The organism is Microcella flavibacter (genome assembly GCF_012530535.1).
Classification (GTDB): domain Bacteria; phylum Actinomycetota; class Actinomycetes; order Actinomycetales; family Microbacteriaceae; genus Microcella; species Microcella flavibacter.
Window position 1 is genome coordinate 1,045,378 of the sequence record NZ_CP051299.1, and the last position, 17,091, is coordinate 1,062,468.

Annotated in this window: 17 protein-coding genes; 6 read left to right on the plus strand and 11 right to left on the minus strand. The window is 73.8% G+C overall.

All coding sequences use genetic code 11. The annotated features are described in order from the left end of the window. The first annotated feature begins 5 nt into the window (after positions 1 to 5). Together HGB54_RS04975 and HGB54_RS04980 are read left to right on the plus strand one after the other, a co-directional pair. Positions 6 to 530, plus strand: a complete 525-nt coding sequence (locus HGB54_RS04975; protein WP_168915463.1) for a pyridoxine/pyridoxamine 5'-phosphate oxidase — start codon at positions 6 to 8, stop codon at positions 528 to 530. Positions 531 to 799: 269 nt separating this feature from the next. Beyond that, positions 800 to 1,981, plus strand: coding sequence for an MFS transporter (locus HGB54_RS04980; protein WP_228545992.1), 1,182 nt, complete (start codon positions 800 to 802; stop codon positions 1,979 to 1,981). 45 nt (positions 1,982 to 2,026) lie between these two features. Here the strand turns inward: HGB54_RS04980 and HGB54_RS04985 are convergent, their stop codons facing one another. From HGB54_RS04985 to HGB54_RS05015, 7 genes are all read right to left on the minus strand, one after another. After that, positions 2,027 to 2,683 (minus strand): response regulator, encoded by a 657-nt coding sequence (locus HGB54_RS04985; RefSeq protein WP_168915464.1) that lies wholly within the window; start codon positions 2,681 to 2,683, stop codon positions 2,027 to 2,029. Between the two features lie 50 nt (positions 2,684 to 2,733). Next, positions 2,734 to 4,026: a hypothetical protein gene (locus tag HGB54_RS04990; RefSeq protein WP_228545961.1), complete on the minus strand. Its 1,293-nt coding sequence runs from the start codon at positions 4,024 to 4,026 to the stop codon at positions 2,734 to 2,736. After that, a complete protein-coding gene (locus HGB54_RS04995; protein ID WP_168915465.1) occupies positions 4,023 to 5,186 on the minus strand; it encodes a sensor histidine kinase in 1,164 nt (387 codons plus the stop codon). The genes HGB54_RS04990 and HGB54_RS04995 overlap by 4 nt, the downstream gene beginning before the upstream one ends. A 48-nt stretch (positions 5,187 to 5,234) precedes the next feature. After that, positions 5,235 to 6,188 carry a hypothetical protein gene (locus tag HGB54_RS05000; protein ID WP_168915466.1) on the minus strand — a complete coding sequence of 318 codons (954 nt, stop codon included), beginning with the start codon at positions 6,186 to 6,188 and terminating at the stop codon, positions 5,235 to 5,237. 8 nt (positions 6,189 to 6,196) lie between these two features. Further along, positions 6,197 to 7,399, minus strand: a complete 1,203-nt coding sequence (gene metX / locus HGB54_RS05005; protein WP_168915467.1) for a homoserine O-acetyltransferase MetX — start codon at positions 7,397 to 7,399, stop codon at positions 6,197 to 6,199. 91 nt (positions 7,400 to 7,490) lie between these two features. After that, positions 7,491 to 8,810, minus strand: a complete 1,320-nt coding sequence (locus HGB54_RS05010) for a bifunctional o-acetylhomoserine/o-acetylserine sulfhydrylase (RefSeq protein WP_168915468.1) — start codon at positions 8,808 to 8,810, stop codon at positions 7,491 to 7,493. Between the two features lie 120 nt (positions 8,811 to 8,930). Continuing rightward, complete coding sequence (locus HGB54_RS05015; protein ID WP_168915469.1) at positions 8,931 to 10,043, minus strand: acyltransferase family protein; 1,113 nt, start codon at positions 10,041 to 10,043, stop codon at positions 8,931 to 8,933. 61 nt (positions 10,044 to 10,104) lie between these two features. On the opposite strand from HGB54_RS05015, the gene HGB54_RS05020 reads away from it, so the two are divergent. Further along, entirely contained in the window at positions 10,105 to 10,884 is a 780-nt protein-coding gene (locus HGB54_RS05020; RefSeq protein WP_168915470.1) for an SDR family oxidoreductase, read from the plus strand. Positions 10,885 to 10,903: 19 nt separating this feature from the next. On the opposite strand, the gene HGB54_RS05025 is transcribed toward HGB54_RS05020, so the two are convergent. After that, the gene (locus tag HGB54_RS05025; protein ID WP_168915471.1) at positions 10,904 to 12,388 is read right to left on the minus strand and encodes an MFS transporter; all 1,485 of its coding nucleotides are present in this window, start codon (positions 12,386 to 12,388) and stop codon (positions 10,904 to 10,906) included. Positions 12,389 to 12,456: 68 nt separating this feature from the next. Between HGB54_RS05025 and HGB54_RS05030 the strand changes: the two genes are divergently transcribed. Further along, positions 12,457 to 13,173, plus strand: coding sequence for a uracil-DNA glycosylase (locus tag HGB54_RS05030; protein WP_168915472.1), 717 nt, complete (start codon positions 12,457 to 12,459; stop codon positions 13,171 to 13,173). Between the two features lie 4 nt (positions 13,174 to 13,177). Beyond that, on the plus strand, positions 13,178 to 13,765 hold the full coding sequence (locus tag HGB54_RS05035; RefSeq protein ID WP_168915473.1) for a GNAT family N-acetyltransferase: 588 nt from the start codon (positions 13,178 to 13,180) through the stop codon (positions 13,763 to 13,765). Here the strand turns inward: HGB54_RS05035 and HGB54_RS05040 are convergent. The 3 genes from HGB54_RS05040 to HGB54_RS05050 form a co-directional block, all read right to left on the minus strand. Beyond that, positions 13,749 to 14,348, minus strand: coding sequence for a TetR/AcrR family transcriptional regulator (locus tag HGB54_RS05040; RefSeq protein ID WP_168915474.1), 600 nt, complete (start codon positions 14,346 to 14,348; stop codon positions 13,749 to 13,751). The two genes, HGB54_RS05035 and HGB54_RS05040, sit on opposite strands and share 17 nt — an antisense overlap. Then, complete coding sequence (locus HGB54_RS05045; RefSeq protein WP_168915475.1) at positions 14,345 to 14,707, minus strand: DMT family transporter; 363 nt, start codon at positions 14,705 to 14,707, stop codon at positions 14,345 to 14,347. The genes HGB54_RS05040 and HGB54_RS05045 overlap by 4 nt, the downstream gene beginning before the upstream one ends. A 64-nt stretch (positions 14,708 to 14,771) precedes the next feature. Beyond that, positions 14,772 to 15,404 (minus strand): hypothetical protein, encoded by a 633-nt coding sequence (locus tag HGB54_RS05050; protein ID WP_168915476.1) that lies wholly within the window; start codon positions 15,402 to 15,404, stop codon positions 14,772 to 14,774. Positions 15,405 to 15,639: 235 nt separating this feature from the next. Between HGB54_RS05050 and HGB54_RS05055 the strand changes: the two genes are divergently transcribed. Beyond that, positions 15,640 to 17,073 (plus strand): amidase, encoded by a 1,434-nt coding sequence (locus tag HGB54_RS05055; RefSeq protein ID WP_168915477.1) that lies wholly within the window; start codon positions 15,640 to 15,642, stop codon positions 17,071 to 17,073. The last annotated feature ends 18 nt before the right edge of the window (positions 17,074 to 17,091 follow it).

Here is a 17,091-nt window from a genome sequence, read left to right on the forward strand (position 1 = left end):
AGCGCATGACCGAGCCACTGCGCGACCGCCTCCGGGCGCTCCCCGACTTCCCCGAGGATCTGCCCGTCTTCGACCCGGCCCGGGCGCCGGATGATGCGGCCGAGCTCTTCGCGCAGTGGCTCGACGAGGCCCTCGCCGCCGGGGTGCACCAGCCGCACGCCGCGACGCTCTCCACCGCCGGGCCCACCGGCCACGTCACCGCCCGCACGCTCATCCTCAAGGACCTGCTCGACGGCCTCTGGGTCTTCGCCGGGGCGCGATCCACCCGCAAGGGCGTCGACCTCGCGGCGAACCCCTCCGCGGCCCTCACCTTCTACTGGCCGACCCGCGGGCGGCAGATCCGCGTCACCGGCGAGGTCGAAGAGCTCGACTCCTCCGTCGCCGCGGCCGACTGGGCCGCCCGGCCCGGCGTCATCGAGCCGAGCAACCCCGACTGGGCGGCCTGGGCACTGCAGCCGACCGAGATCGAGTTCTGGCAGGCGCGCGCCGACCGCCGGCACGTGCGGCACTGGTACCGCTTCGGCGTCTGATCGGCCGCGACGCGCGTCCGCGGGAGGAGCGAGGCGCAGTCGGCGCGGCGGGAATGGCTGAGCGCATCGAATCGTTTCGATAGACTGACCGTCCCGCCGATCCGAAGGACCTCGTGAGCTTCCCCACCGCCCCGATCCCCGTGATCCCCGCCGAGCGCCGGCCCGCGCGCGGCACCGGCAGCAGCATCCCGACCGGCGGCAGCGGCAGCCCCGACGATGACTTCGTCGCCCGCGACCGCCACGGCGCCCCGCTCAGCCGGGGCCGCGTCATCGCCGCGCTGCTCGCGCTCTCGCTCGGCGGCTTCGGCATCGGCTCGACCGAGTTCGTCGCCATGGGCCTGCTGCCCGACTTCGCCCGCGACCTGCTGCCCGCGCTGTACGGGGCGAGCTCCGAGCAGGCCAACGCGCAGGCCGGCGCGCTCATCACCGCCTACGCGCTCGGCGTCGTCGTCGGCGCTCCGACGATCGCCGCCTTCGCCGCGCGCATGCCGCGCCGCACGCTGCTCATCGCCCTCGCGATCGCCTTCACCCTCGGCACCATCGCCTCGGCGCTGCTGCCGACTTTCGAGACCGTGCTCATCGCGCGCTTCGTCGCGGCGCTGCCGCACGGCGCCTACTTCGGCGTGGCCGCGCTCGTGGCGGCCGACCTCATGGGGCCGGGCAAGCGCGGGCAGGGCGTCGCGCTCGTGCTCAGCGGGCTCACCATCGCCACGGTCATCGGGGTGCCAGTGCTCACCGCGGTCGGCCAGACCCAGGGCTGGCGCGTCGCCTACCTGCTCGTCGCCGCGCTCTTCGCCGCGACCGCGATCGCCATCCGCCTGCTCGTGCCGTGGCAGCCGGGCAACCCGCGCTCGACCATCCGCTCCGAGCTCGCCGCCTTCGCCTCGCTGCAGGTCTGGATCGCGCTGCTCGTGGGTGCCATCGGCTTCGGCGGCTTCTTCGCGATGTACACCTACATCGCGCCGATGGTCACCGACGAGGCGGGCCTGCCCGAGTCGATCGTGCCGATCATCCTCGTCACGACCGGCATCGCGATGACGATCGGCAACCTCATCGGCGGCCGCCTCGCCGACGGCGGCACCGTGCGCGCGATCTTTCTCGGCTTCGGCGGGCTCATCGTCTCGGTGACCCTGCTGGGCCTCACCGGCGCGAACCCCGTGGGGCTCTTCGTCGGCACCGCGCTGGTCGGCTTCATGGCGGCGACGCTCAGCCCGATCATCCAGACCCGCCTCATGGACGTCGCGGGGGAGTCGCAGACGCTCGCCGCGGCGCTCAACCACTCGGCCCTCAACATCGGCAACGCGCTCGGGGCCGCGCTCGGCGGCGTCGTCGTCGCGGCCGGCTGGGGCTACCTCGCGCCGTCGTGGGTGGGGCTCGCCCTCGCGATCGGCGGCGTGCTGCTCGCCGTGCTCAGCGTCGCGCTCGAGCGCCGGGCCGCGCGCCTCGCCTGACCGGTCGGGGGATGCCCGCCGCGGGCCGCGCGGCAGCGCCCGGGCTCAGGCGCCCTGCGCGTCGACCAGGATGCCGTCGGTGATGGCCTGCTTGCGCAGCGCCACCTTCGTGCCGACGTCAATGCCCGCGATGCGATACTTCTCGCGGATGCGCTTGAGGTAGCTCTTCGCCGTCTCCTCCGAGATGCCGAGCTGGTAGGCCACGGCCTTCACGGGCTCGCCCGCGCCGTAGAGCGCCATCACGCGGCGCTCCTGCGCGCTGAGCCGCGGCGAGCCGCCGACGTCGGCGGCGTTGAGGGCGAGGTCGAGCTCGGCCGAGATGAACGACTCGCCGGCTTTGGCGGCGCGGATGGCCTCGACGATCATGCCGGCGTCCTCGCTCTTGACGAGGTAGCCGAGCGCGCCGGCGTTGAGGGCCTCGCGAACGACGTTCGGCTCGCTGTAGGTGCTCATGAGCACGACGGCGACGCCGGTGGCCTTGAGCGTCTGGATCTTGAGCGAGACGGGGATGTTGTCCTTGAGGTCGAGGTCGAGCAGCACGACCTCGACGGGGAACTCGGGGTGGGCGAGCAGCTCGGGCCAGCTCGCGACGGCGGCGACCATCGAGATGTCGTCCGCGGCCTGCCGGATCCACTCCGTGAGCGCGCCGAGGAGCATGCGGTGGTCGTCGACCAGGGCGAGGCGGATGGGGGCGTCGGTCATGGATTCGTATCCTCCGAAAATCGCGGATCCCTGGCCCCCGGGGGGAGGGCTCAGGAGGGGCGGGCGGCGTCGACCGGATTCTCGACCGGGCAGTCGATCTCGATGCGCACCGCGCCCTTCGCCGTCGAGTCACTGTATCGCCCGACCTTGTCCAGGGCCTCCCACACTCCGGGGTCGACGCGATTCCGTTTCAGGCCGACGACCTCGATGACGACGGGCACGAGGGTGCGGCCGTGCCCGTCGATCATCGCGGAGGTCATCGGGCCGAGCGCGATGGTGACCGACTCGGCGGGCGCGGATCCGAGCGGATCGGCGCCGAACATCCACAGGGCTGCGAGGAGCGCGTCGCGCTGCACGTCGTCGAGCAGCCCCGCGAGCGTGCCCGGGTCGCTCACGGTGACGCGCTTGCCCAGCTGCTCCGACTCGGTGACGGCGTGGAACAGCCAGGTCTCGCGCCGGCCTTCCAGCAGGTGCAGGCGCAGCTCGGTGGCGAGGCCGGAAGCCTGCGAGGCCACCTTCGGCCGCAGGGGCAGGGGCACCTTGCCCTCGGCGACGGCGTCGAGCAGCTCCTCGGCCGCGAGGTCGAGGCGGGCGAGCTCCTCCGAGGCGAGCATGCCGACGGCGAGCCGCGGCGCGGTGACCGTCGACTGCACGAGCACGCGGTCGAGCTCGCGCTTGAGCATCCTCTCGAAGCCCGCGACGAGCAGCACGCCGGTGACGCCGGGCGCGACCGCGAGGGCGACGGTGACGAGCTGCCAGGGCAGGGTGACCGGCGTGAGCGGGGTCGTGAGCGCGATCGCGACGACGAAGGCCGCACCGAGGGCCACGGCGGCCGCCAGCACCTCCCACGGGGCGCGCAGCGTCACGACGACGAGCAGCACGAAGCCCGCGCTCACCGAGGCGGTCGCCCAGCGGCCGACGTCGTCGAGCGGGGCGATCGCGATGAAGTCGAGGGCGACGACGGCGGCCAGCGCGGTGAGGAACACCGCGTACAACCAGTCGGGCAGCCGCTCGCCCGTCGCCGAGATCGTGATGATGAGCGCGAGGAAGGTGCCCAGCAGGAGCATCCACGCCCCGAGGGCGGGCAGCAGCACCGGGTAGTCGCCCGCGCGGGCGAGGAAGAGCCCGAGGCCGATCATCGACTGGAGGGCCGCGACGATCGCGACGCCGATGCCGAGGAACCCGGTGCCGAGCGCCGAGCCGTGCGTCGAGGTGGGGCTGCCGCGGCGCACCGCCGAGCGCGCGCCCGCCGGGCGCACGCTGCCGCCGAGGGTCGACTCGTCGGGGAAGGCGAAGGGGCTGCTCGGCCGGTCGGGCCGGCCGCTCGGCTGCGCGAAGCTCATCGGGGCACCTCCAGCATCACGGTCGTGCCGGCGCCCGGGGTGGAGAAGACGCGGGTGTTGCCGCCGACGTCGCGCAGGCGGGCGACGACGGACTCGCTGAAGCCGAGCCGCTCGGTCGTGATCGCGGTCGGGTCGAAGCCGACGCCCGCGTCGGTGACCACGGCGCGCAGGGCGTCGTCGCTCTCGGTGATCGTGACGTCGGCCTCGGTGACGCCGGCGTGCCGGCGCACGTTCTCGAGGCACTCGGCGAGGGCGAGCAGGAAGGCGTCGAGCACGTCGTTCGGCAGCAGCACCTGGCCCGTGCCGTGCCAGCGCACCGTGAGCCCCATGCGCAGGAAGCGCTGCTTGACCGACTCGAGGGTCGTGCCGAGCGTCGTCTCGCCCACCGGCTCGAGGCTGTACGAGCCGGAGAAGCGCGGCATGGGCGTCGAGCCGAGCCGCAGCTGGCGCAGCAGGTTCGCGTCCTCCGCCGCCTGCTGGCGCAGCGCGTCGGCGCTCACGCCGACGCCGGAGTGCGCGAGCAGGGTGAGGGTGGCGAGCACGGTGTCGTGCAGCAGGCGCGCGCTCTGGCGGCGCTGGGCCTCGGTCTCGCTCGCCTGGCGCTCCGCCTGGTGGGCGAGACCGATCTGGGCGATCCGGCGCAAGCCGCGGCGCACCCCCGCGGTGACCCAGATGCCGATGATGAGCGTGATGGCCCAGCCCGCGACGGTCGCGATCGCGGGCACCGAGACGAGGCCGCGCGTGGGGCCGGCGAGGGCGACGAGCAGACTCGAGGCGAGGGTGCCGAGGGCCCAGAGCATCCATCGGCCGCGCCCCTCGCTGAGCACCGTGCCCACCGCCCCGACGCCCGCGGCGGCGAGGGGGGAGAGCGCGATCGGCAGCGAGGCCGAGACGGTGCCGTCGAAGGGCAGCTGCGCCAGCACGAGGGCGCCGCAGCCGAGCACGATCGTCAGCGCGGGCCAGCCGACGTGCGGCGAGCGCCCCACCATGACGAGCGCCGCCGACTGGCCGGCGAGCACGATGAGCACCGAGGGCAGCACGTCGGGCTCGACCACGCCCGGCAGCGAGAGGCAGAACGCCGAGATCACGACGCCGACGAGGCCGAGCGCCCGGGCGGCGTGCTGCAGCAGCGCCCGGCGCTCCTTGTCGATCAGATCCATGGGTCTCCCGGGCGATTCGGTGCCGCTCGCGGCTCTGCGGTCAGTCTCTCACCCGCCGTCGCCCGGCGAGCGCGACGCGCAGGCCGCCACGACCGCCGCGAGCAGGGCGTCGCGCACCGCGGGCTCGGGCACGACGACGACCTCGCCCTCCCGCACGCCCTCCTCGGTCGTGATCGCCAGCCGCACGCGCAGGTGCGTGCCCTGCTTGTCATCGGCGATCGCGTGCGCATCGCAGCGCGCGGGGGCGTAGCGCAGGGCGAGCTCGGTCGGCGCGGTCGACAGCGCCGACGGCACCGGGATGCCCGCTGCGGGCCGCCCGTCGGCGTCGAGCGCGCTCAGCAGCACCGAGCCGCTCACCTCGAGCAGGCGCACCGAGCCGCCGCCCTCCGCACCGCTGGCCCCCTCCGCGCCGCCGGCCCCCGGAGCGGCCACGAGCCGCACGCCGATCTCGCCCTCCGCGGCCGGCGCCGCCTCCAGGCGCAGCTCGGCGAGCGCGGCGGCGGTGGCGGCCAGGCACGCCTCCGCATGCCAGCGCGCCCACTGCCCGATGCGATCCGCGGTGGGCAGGCGCAGCTCGGCGGTCGTGCCGTCGGCGAGCAGCACCTCGAGGACGGCCTCGGGCGGCGCCGGCGCCGCGGATCCCTCGCAGACGGGCGCGGGCAGCAGCATCGGCAGATCGCGCTGCAGGCCCGCGGGGACGGTCGCCTCGTCCTCGCGCGTCGCAGCGGCGGCGAGGGCGGGGGAGTCGAGGCGGGCGGAGCGGACGACGAGCGGTGCGGCGCCGTCGTTGCGGAGGGAGAGCTGGATGCCGCCGCGACCCGGGTCGGAGCGCGTGCGGTACACCTCGGCGACGACGTGCAGCTCGTCGACGGCGGCGGCGAGGGGCCCGGCCGTCGGCTCCGGCTCGTCGGGCCCGGCGGGGGAGGGCGGGGCCGCCGCGCAGCCCGCGAGGGGCAGCAGCGCGGCGAGCAGGAGCGCCGCCGCTGCCCCTGCGCCGCGCATCCCCTGCCCTACTCGCTCGCGAGCAGGGAGCGCAGGTGCGGGCTGACGAGGTCGTCCTCGATGAGGAAGGCGTCGTGGCCGAAGGGGGAGGAGATGACGACCGCCTCGTCGCCGTGGATGGTGCCCGGCAGCGCCCTCGCGATCGCCTGCTGCTGCTCGACGGGGAACAGCCGGTCGCTGTCGATGCCGAGCACGAGGCTGCGGCGCGTGACCGGGGCGAGCACCGCGGCGAGGTCGCCCCGGCCGCGGGTGATGTCGTGCGAGTTCATCGCCTCGACGAGCACGCTGTAGCTGCCCGCGTCGAAGCGCCGGGTGAACTTGTTGCCGTGGAAGTCGAGGTAGCTCTCGATCGCGAAGCGCCCGCCCACGCCGAGCGGGTCGAGCACGCCCTGCCAGGAGCGCTCGAAGCGCTCGTTGAGCTCGTGGGGCGAGCGGTAGTTGAGCAGCGCCATGCGGCGCGCGAGGGCGAGCCCGCGGTACGGCCCCTCGTCCTCGTCGTAGTAGTCGCCGCCGTGGAAGGCCGGATCCATGCGGATCGCCTCGAGCTGCACCGAGTTGAGCGCGATCTGGTCGGCGGTCGAGACGGCGGGGGCGGCGAGCACGGCGAGCCGCTGCACGCGCTCGGGGTGCGTCGCGGCCCACTCGATCGCGTGCATGCCGCCCATCGAGCCGCCGACGACCGCGGCGAGCAAGTCGATGCCGAGGCGGTCGACGAGCATCCGCTGCGCCGCGACCTGGTCGCGGATCGTGAGGTACGGGAACCGCGAGCCCCATTCGGCGCCGTCGGGCGAGAACGAGGCCGGGCCGGTCGAGCCCTGGCAGCCGCCGAGCATGTTCGGCGCCAGCACGAACCAGCGGTCGGTGTCGATGGCGAGGCCCGGCCCGACGATGCCGCTCCACCATCCGGCGGTGGGATGCCCGCCGCCGGGCCGCCCGACGACGTGGCTGTCGCCCGTCAGCGCGTGCAGCAGCAGCACGACGTTGTCGCGGGAGGGGCTGAGCTCTCCCCAGCTCTCGTAGGCGAGCCGGATGTGCGGCAGCCGCGCGCCCGACTCGAGCTCGAGCGGCCCGAGGTTCTCGAACACCCGATCGCCCGCGGGGTCGCCCTCGCGCCACGCGCCCGTGACGGGCGGCGCGCCGCTCAGGGCGCGCCGGCTCGCCTCGGTGATGAAGGCCGAGGGGACGGTGTCTTCGGATGTCTGCCAGTCCATGTCGGCTTCATTCTGTCGCAGACGCGCCTCCGCCCCCGCCGTATGACGACGGGGGCGGAGGCGCGGTGATGCGGTGCGGCGGTTCCGTGCGTCAGGCGCTCGCGTTGGCGAGGCTCACCGCGCGGGCGGCCGCGAAGCCCTTCTCGAGGTCGGCGAGGATGTCGTCGATGTTCTCGAGGCCCACCGAGAGGCGCACGAGGCCCGGCGTGACGCCGGCGGTGAGCTGCTGCTCGGGGGTGAGCTGCGAGTGCGTCGTCGAGGCGGGGTGGATGATCAGGCTGCGCACGTCGCCGATGTTGGCGACGTGGCTGAACAGCGACAGCGAGTCGACGAGCGCGCGGCCGGCGTCGACGCCGCCCTTGAGCTCGAAGGAGAGCACCGCGCCGACGCCCTTGGGGGCGTAGGTCTGCGCGTGGCGGTACCACGGGCTCGAGGGCAGGGCCGAGTAGCTGACGCTCGCGACGTCGGGGTGCTCCTCGAGCCAGTGCGCGACGGCCTCGGCGTTCTCGACGTGGCGCTCGACCCGCAGGCTCAGCGTCTCGATGCCCTGGATGATCTGCCAGGCGTTGTCGGGCGAGATGGCCGAGCCGATGTCGCGCAGCAGCTGCACGCGCGCCTTGATGATGTACGCGATGCCGTCGCCGAGCACGCCCGTGTAGCTCGCCCCGTGGTACGAGGGGTCGGGCTCGGTGAGGCCGGGGAACTTGTCGACGTGCTGCGACCAGGGGAACCGGCCGCCGTCGACGATGACGCCGCCGAGCACGGTGCCGTGCCCGCCGAGGAACTTCGTCGCCGAGTGCACGACGATGTCGGCGCCGTGCTCGAAGGGCCGGATGAGGTACGGGGTGGCGATCGTGTTGTCGACGATGAAGGGCAGGTCGTGGTCGTGCGCGACGCCCGCGATCGTCGCGATGTCGAGCACGTTGATCTTCGGGTTGCCGATCGTCTCGCCGAAGAACAGCTTCGTGTTCGGGCGCACGGCGCGCGCCCACTCCTCCGGGTCGTCCTGGTTCTCGACGAAGGTCGTCTCGATGCCGAGCTTGGCGAGGGTGTATTTGAAGAGGTTGTAGGTGCCGCCGTAGACCGAGGAGGACGACACGATGTGGTCGCCGGCCTGCGCGATGTTGAGCACGGCGTACGTGGTCGCCGACTGGCCGGAGGAGAGCAGCAGGGCCGCGGTGCCGCCCTCGAGCGCGGCGACGCGCTGCTCGGCGACGTCCTGCGTGGGGTTCTGGATGCGCGTGTAGATGTTGCCGAACTCGGCGAGGGCGAAGAGGTTCTTCGCGTGCTCGGCGCTGTCGAAGGTGTAGGCCGTCGTGCGGTAGATCGGCGTCGCGCGGGCGTTCGTCTGCGGGTCGGGGGCGGCGCCCGCGTGGATCTGCAGGGTCTCGAAGCGGTACTCGTCGCTCATGGGTGGCTCCTTCGCGGGTGGGCGGCGGCCGGCACGGAGCTCCGGCGTCAGCGCAACGGTACGGACAGCGCCGAGCGCCGGTCAACGATCGCGGACACGCGGCGTAACCTCGCGGGCTCCTCAGCGGCGGCGCGAGCCCGTCGGGTCGGTCTTCGACGACCCCGAGCGCGGCGCCCGGGAGTCCTCCGCGGGCTCGAGGAAGAGCCACCGCGGCTTCGGCTCGATGATCGGGCGCGTGATGCGCCGCACGATCGGGCTCGCGAGCACCACGGTGATCGCGACGGAGGCGAAGAGCATCCCGATCAGCCAAGTGAAGGAGGAGTTGCCGCCGCCCAGCACGCCCGATTCGCGGATCGGGTACAGCACGAAGGAGTGCAGCAGGTAGACGTACATCGTGGCCTGGCCGAAGGCGGTCATCCACGTCTCGCGGCGCGGCACGAGCGCGAACACGCAGCCCGAGAGCAGCACCGCGAGGGCGATGAGCAGCAGACGCACGAGGCCCGCCCACCACTGGTCCTCGCCGAGGCCCTGGTACGAGTCGTCGTAGAAGAACCAGAAGCGCAGGTCGGTCGCGCGCCAGACGTCGATGAAGGCGACGAGCACGGCGCCCCAGACGAGCAGCACGGCGACCGAGCCGATGCGCACGAGCCGGGCCGGCGCCTCGACGAAGCGCCAGCGCTCGATGAGGCCCCACTCCTTGAGCTTCCAGCCGAGAACGAAGAAGGGCAGGATGCCGATCGCGCGCGAGAGCGAGAAGGTCGAGTCGACGTTGCTGAGGTAGCCCACGCCGACCGAGAAGACGACGGCCCACAGGAGCGGCCACTTCAGCAGGGCGAGGTACGGCAGGATCAGCCGGAAGATGCCGAGCGCGAGCAGGAACCAGAGCGTCCAGGAGGGTTGCGTCGGGTTCAGCGCGATCGAGCCCTCGACGAGGAACTGCACGAGCGTCCAGATCGTCTCCATGATCGCGTAGGGCATCACGATGTCGGTGATGACCCTGCGCATCTGGCGCTCGCCCGGGGCGCCGGGCTTGGAGAAGTAGCCGCTGATCATCGCGAACGCCGGCATATGGAACGCGTAGATGAACAGGTAGACGACGAGCGCGTTGTCGCTCTCGGCCGTGAGGCGCTGGATGGCGTGGCCGGCGACGACGAGGGTGACGAACACGAATCGGGCGTTGTCCCAGAACGGCACGCGCTCGCGGGGGGCCTTGGTGCGTTCGCTCGCCTGCATGAGGCCCAGGCTACTGCGCGGCCGGGCGCGACCCCGGTGGCTGCGCGGTAGCGTGTGGCCCATGCACAGCTATCGCGCGGTCGTCACGGGAGCCAGTTCGGGCATCGGAGCGGCCGCGGTGCGCCGTCTCACGGCCGCCGAGTGGAGCGTCACCGCCGTCGCCCGTCGCGCCGACCGACTCGAGGCCCTGGCCGCCGAGACGGGATGCTCGGTGGTCGTCGCCGATCTCACCGATGCGGGCGCCGTGGATGCTCTCGCCGAGGCCGTGCGCGCGGCCGGCCCCCTGCACGCCCTCGTCGCCAACGCGGGCGGCGCGATCGGCACCGATCCCGTCGCCGAGGCGAATGCCTCGGATCTCGCCGCGATGTTCGACCTCAACGTCCTGACGGCGCAGCGCTCGATCGCCGCGCTCATCGGCAGCCTGCGCGCCGGAGCCGTCGAGCGCGGCGTCGCCGACATCGTCGCCGTGACCTCGACGGCCGGGCAGGTCGCCTACGAGGGCGGCGGCGGCTACAACGCCGCCAAGTTCGCCCTGCGCGGGCTGCTGGGGGCGCTGCGGCTGGAGCTCGCCGGCGAGCCGCTCCGGGTCGTGCAGATCGCGCCCGGGATGGTGCGCACCGACGAGTTCGCCCGGAACCGCTTCGGCGGGGACGAGGAGCGCGTCGCCGCGCTGTACGCGGGGGTGGAGCATCCCCTCACCGCTGATGACGTCGCCGAGGCCATCACCCACGCGATCCTGCTGCCGCACCACGTCAACCTCGACGAGGTGACGATGCGCCCCGTCGCGCAGGCGGCTCAGCACAAGCTCGTGCGCGAGCCGCTGCGGGTGCGCGAGGGCTGAGCCCGGTCGGCCCGCGGGCTCAGACGACCCGCTCGGGCACGGCGACCGCGGGCGCGTCGCCGAAGGCCGCGCGCGGCACGAGCACGAGCACGCCCGCGGCGACGAGCGCCGTGACGCCGCAGATGCCGAACACCACGAGGTAGCCCACGAGGCTCGCGGCCGTGCCGACGGCGGCCTGCCCGGCGGCGAAGACCAGCACGACGGCGAAGATCGCGCTCGCGAAGGATCCGCCGATGGTCTTCGTCGTGTTCGTGAGCCCGGTGGCGATGCCCGTCTGCCCGAGCGGCGCGGCGGCGGCGGCCGCGGCGGGGAGGGCGGCGACGAGCGCGCCCGAGCCGATGCCGGCGACGACCATGTTGAGCGTGACGCCGAGGGCGGTGGCGCTGTTGACGAGGAACGCGAGGTAGCCCGCGGCGATGAGCAGGGTGCCGACGATGAGCGCGATGCGGGGGGTCGTGCGCCTCGAGACGACCGGGAACAGCAGCGCCCCGACGATCATCGCGATGAGGTACGCGCCGATGATGTTCGAGATGGCGCTCGAGCCGAGCCCCAGGCCGAAGCCGGCCTCGGCCGGATCGGTGCCGGCGAAGGTCGACAGCGGCGCCTGGGCGCCCAGGATGCTCACCCCGAGCAGCCCGGCGGTGAGCTGCACCGGCCACATCGACGGCTGCCGCAGCACGCGCAGGTCGATCGCCGGGTCGGGGTGGCGCAGCACCCAGCGGCCGAAGGGCAGCAGCAGGAGCAGGCCCAGCGCCATGAGCGCGTAGACCCACAGCGCGCCGGGGCCGTTGATGCGCAGGAACGTCAGCCCCGAGGTGATCGTCAGCAGCGCGAGGGTGAGCAGCGCGAAGCCGACGGTGTCGAGCCGGCGCCCGGTGACGGGGGCCGATTCGGGCACGCCGAAGAGGATCGCGAAGAAGGCGATCGTCACGCTCGCCGCGGGCACCATGAGCGTGAGCGTCACGTCGCCGCCGAGGGCCTCGAAGAGGCGCCCGCCGCCGAGTGCGCCGGCGATCGCGCCCGCCTCGAGCGCGACGACGAGCAGGCCCGCCGCCCGCCGGGTGTCGGAGGCGGCGCGGTTCTTCGCCCGCCCGCGGTCGAAGATGAGCGCGACCTCGAGCGGCAGCCAGACGACGTAGAAGCCCTGCAGCGTCCAGGCGATGAGGAAGCTCCAGAAGTCGCCGGCGAAGGCGAGCCACCAGCTCGCGCCCGCGGTGAGCACGGTCGAGACGAGCAGGATCCGCTTGTGCCCGACCATGTCGCCGAGCTTCGCGAGCACGGGCACGACGATCGCGCTCAGCAGCAGCTGGGCGGCCTCGAACCAGTTGACGTCGGCGTCGCGGATGCCGAGGTGGTCGACGAGGTCGGGGATGAGCGGGATGTAGTACCCCTGCAGGATCCCGCTGACGAACTCGACGAAGAACAGGTAGCCGACGAGACCGAGCGTGATGGCGCCGGAGCGGCCGCGGAGGGCCGCGACGGTGCGGCCGGGGGCGAGGGGCATGCCGCGATGCTAGACCCGGTCGAGCGCGCGGGCGATGTCGACGCGGGATGCCCGGCTAGCGTGGCACGGTGACCAGCCCGCCCCGCCCCCTCGCCGACCTCGTGCACCCGAGCTGGGCCGAGGCCCTCGCCCCCGTCGCCGACCGCATCGCCGGGATCGGCGAGTGGCTGCGCGCCGAGACCGCGGCCGGGCGGCCGTACCTGCCGGCGGGGGAGCGCGTGCTGCGCGCCTTCGCCGAGCCGCTCGACGCCGTGCGGGTGCTCGTGCTCGGGCAGGACCCGTACCCGACGCCCGGCCACGCCGTGGGCCTCAGCTTCTCGGTCGACCCCGCCGTGCGCCCGCTGCCGCGCAGCCTCGTCAACATCTACCGCGAGCGCCAGGACGACCTCGGGCTCGCCCCCGCCGCGCACGGCGACCTCAGCGCCTGGCAGCGGCAGGGGGTGCTGCTGCTCAACCGGGTGCTCACGGTGCGGGCCGGCGCCGCCGGCTCCCACCGCGGTCGCGGCTGGGAGGAGGTGACGGCGTGCGCCGTCGAGGCCCTGGCCGCGCGCGATGCGCCGCTCGTGGGCGTGCTGTGGGGGCGGGATGCGGCCGCCGCCCAGCCGCTGCTGGGCGGGGCGGCCGTCGTCGCGTCCGCGCATCCCAGCCCCCTGTCGGCCCACCGCGGCTTCTTCGGATCGCGCCCGTTCTCGCGCGTCAACGCGCTGCTCGAGGAGCAGGGCGCGGCCCCCGTGGACTGGGGCCTCCCCGAGCATCCGACGGGCTCCGCTCCCGGCCTAGACTGAGCCCGTGCTGGAGGAGGAGTACCAACCGCGTCGCGTGCTGCCGCCCCATCTGCGGGCGCCCGCCGACCCGGAACCGGTCTTCGCCTACGAGATCCGCGAGGCGGTCGAGGCCGATCTGCCGTGGATCCGCGAGATCTACAACCACTACGTCGCGAACTCCACGGTGACCTTCGACGAGAAGCCCTGGACGCTGCGCGGGCTGCGCACGAAGTTCGGCAGGATCCGCAAGCTCGGCCACCCCTTCCTCGTCGCCGAGTCGCCCTCGGGCGTCATCCTCGGCTTCGCCTACGTCTACCCGTGGAAGGAGAAGGCCGCCTACCGCTTCACGGTCGAGAATTCGATCTACCTGGGGCCGGGCGCCACGGGCAAGGGCCTCGGGCGGGTGCTGCTCGAGCAGCTGCTCGAGCGCTCGCGCGAGGCGGGAATCAAGGAGGTCATCGCCGTGATCGCCGACCGCGGCGCCGAGGCCTCGATCGCCCTGCACGAGCAGTTCGGCTTCGTCGAGACCGGACGCATGGCGCGCGTCGGCTACAAGTTCGAGCGCTGGCTCGGCATCGTCATGATGCAGAAGTCGCTCAAGAAGAAGCGCTGACGCCCGGCGCCCGATCGGCGAGCGGCAGAAGCGGGCCGATGAGGGGCGCGAGCGCCCGCTCGACCTCGGCCGGGGCGGAGGGCTCGCCGCGCCACAGCATGCGCAGGATGAGCCCGTCGAGCGCCATGGCCGCGCCCTCGAGGCGCCGCGCGCGGTCATCGGGATGCTCGCCCGCGGTCGCGGGGAAGCCCGCGTCGAGCGCCGCCTCCAGGCTGGCGTACCACCGCTCGGCGTCGGGCCGCAGCGCAGGTCGCCGCGTCGCGAGCAGCAGCAGCTCGTAGTGCGCGACGGCCGTCGCCCGGCGCTCGACCGCGTAGCCGTGCAGCGCCCGCGCGAGCGCGGCCACGTCGGCGGGCGCCGCGGGCGGCAGCAGCGCCGACTCCTCCTCCACCGCGCGGCGCAGCGCCTCGACGAGGAGGTCGTCGATCGAGGCGAAGTAGTAGGTCGCGGCGGAGACCGGCACCCCGGCCTCGGCGGCGACCGCCCGGTGCGTGACGGCCGTGGGGCCCTCGCGCTCGAGCACGGCCACGACCGCGTCGAGCAGGGCCTCGCGCCGGCGACGGCCCTTCTCGGTCAGGCTCATGGCGTCAGGGACGGGGCCTGGGCGGTCGTGGTCTCGTGCGATCCGCCGAGCTCGACGAGCGCGACGCCCGCGATGATGAGCGCGATGCCGGCGAGCTGCGCCCAGGTCAGGGTCTCGCCGAAGACGACCCAGCTGATGACCGCGACGAGGGCGACGCCCGCGCCGGCCCAGATGCCGTAGGCGGTGCCGAGCGGCACGCCGCGGCCGAGGGTGAGCGAGAGCATCGAGAAGGCGGCGATGTAGCCGACGATGACGATGGGGAAGGCCCACCACACCGCGCGCTCGCCGCTCGTGAGCTTGAGGAAGCTCGTCGCGATGACCTCGGCGATGATGGCGCCGACCAGGAACAGGTACCCCATGATGACTCCGAATCTAGAACGTCTGTGCCATAAAAATAGCGCAAACGTTCCACAAAAGCGGAGGTCATTCCGAGTTGTGGTCGAGCACCTCGTTCGCGAGCACGACGGCCTCGTCGAAGAACACGTCGCCGCCGAAGGCGTTGATGACCGAGACCCAGGCGTCATCCGTCAGCAGATTGAACTGCGCACCGGCCGCGGCCTCGTCGCCGACGACGCCGTAGGTGAGCGAGCCGTCCTCCAGGATGACCTCGTTGAGCCCCTGCGCGCTGAGGTCGGTGATGATCTGGCCGCGCGTGGCGGTCGTCAGCGGGGCGGCGCTGATCAGCAGGCTCGAGAGGTCGACGCCCTCCTGCGCCCAGACGCAGCTGATGCCGCCGGCGAGCTGCTCGGGGGTGGCGTTGAAGAAGTACTCGTCGCCGTAGAGGCTGCCCGGGCCGCCGAGCAGCGCGAGATCCTGCTCGGTGAGGGCGGTGACGCGCTCGGGCGGCAGGATGTCGGTGCAGTCGGTCGGCATCGTGAACACGCGCGGCTGCGCCTCGGGCTCGGGCTCGGCCGTCGGGGTCTCCACCGGCTCGGGCGTGGCCGAGGTGCTCGGCTCGGCGACCGGCTCCTCCGACTCGGCCGCGGGGGCGCACGCGCTGAGCCCCACGACGAGGGCGAGGACGGCGGTGCTCGCGAGCAGGCGCGACCGGGACATTGCTCTCCTAGCGGGGGCGGTGACGGATGCCGCCGTGCTGCGGCGGCACGGCGCTGCGGTGATGGGGGTCGAGCGGAGGATGCCCGACCGGCGGGGCCACGACGACGGTGGCGTGCCCTCGGCGCGAATGTAGCAGGGCGGCGTTTCCCGCAGCCGCCGGATCACCCCCTCTCGAGGGGTGCGCGGGCCTTCGTTGCCGAATCGATACCGCGGATGCTCCGCCTAGGCTCGGAGCATGGCTGAGCTGCACGACCTGACCGCCCTCGAGCAGTGGGACGAGCTGCACCGGGGCCGGCTCTCGCCGCGCGAGCTCGTCGACCACTACTTGGAACGCATCGCGCGACTCGATCCGGCGATCGGCGCGCTCACGGTGGTCGAGCCCGAGCGCGCCCGGGCCCGAGCCGCCGGCCTGGAGCGCGGGGAGGTCGCGCGCACGGCGCCGCTGTGGGGCATCCCGATCGCCGACAAGGAGCTCAGCGCGCGCGCCGGCCAGGTGACGAGCTACGGCTCGCGGCTCAGGGCGGGCTTCGTGCCCGAGCACTCCGACGAGCTCGTCGAGCAGCTCGACGCGGCCGGCGCCATCAGCCTCGGCGCGACGGCCGCGCCCGAGTTCGGCCTGCCCTCGTACACCGAGTCGGCGCAGTCGGGCGCGACCCGCAATCCCTACGACCTCGCCCGGGGCGCGGGCGGCTCGAGCGGGGGCGCGGCGGCCGCCGTGGCCGCCGGACTGCTGCCCGTGGCGCCCGGCAGCGACGGCGGCGGCAGCGTGCGCATCCCCGCCGCCGCCTGCGGGCTCGTCGGGCTCAAGCCCTCGCGCGGTCGCGTGCCGGCCGGCAGCGGGCTCGACCGGCTCGCCGGCCTCGTCGTGCCCGGGCCGCTCGCCCGCACCGTGTCCGACGCCGCCCTGATGCTCGACGCGATGGTCGAGGGGGCGCCGTGGGAGTTCGCGACCCGCGCGCCGAGCCCGCACGACGGGCCCCTGCTCGGCTACGCCGTGCGCGGCGAGGGGCGGTTCCAGCTCGGGGTCGTCACCGACTCGCCGTGGGACGACTGGTGCGAGGTGGGCCTCGCGCCCGAGGCGCAGGCGGCGCTCGACGGGGCGCTGCGGCTGTTCGCGCAGATGGGGCACGGCATCGAGCAGCTCGAGCCGCGGCCCGAACCCGAGTACGCCGAGCACTTCCGAACCGTGTGGATGGCCGGCGCCGCCGGCATCCCCGCCCGCACGCCCGACGAGCTGGCGCAGCTCGAACCGCTCACCGCCTGGCTCGTGGAGCGCGGGCGCGCGCTGCCCGCCTCGCGCCTGGCCGAGGCCCTCGCGGGGCTCGCGGCGTTCGAGCGGCGGGTCGTCCGGCGCTTCGCCGCCGTCGACGTCGTCGTCACGCCCGCGCTCGCGATGACCCCGCGCCCGATCGGCTGGTACGACGCGGTGGATGCGGAGCGGAACTTCCGGCAGCAGGTGCAGTACACGCCGTTCACGAGCTTCGTCAATGTCAGCGGGCTGCCCGCGCTCACCGTGCCCGTGGGGCTCACCGGCCCCGACTCGGCCGAGCCGGGCCTGCCGATGGGCGTGCAGCTCATCGGGCGGCCGGGCGGCGAGGCGGCGCTGCTGTCGCTCGGCGCGCAGCTCGAGCGCCGGCGCGGGCCGCTGCCGCATCCCGCGATGTGGTGACGCGCGGCACCCGCGGCG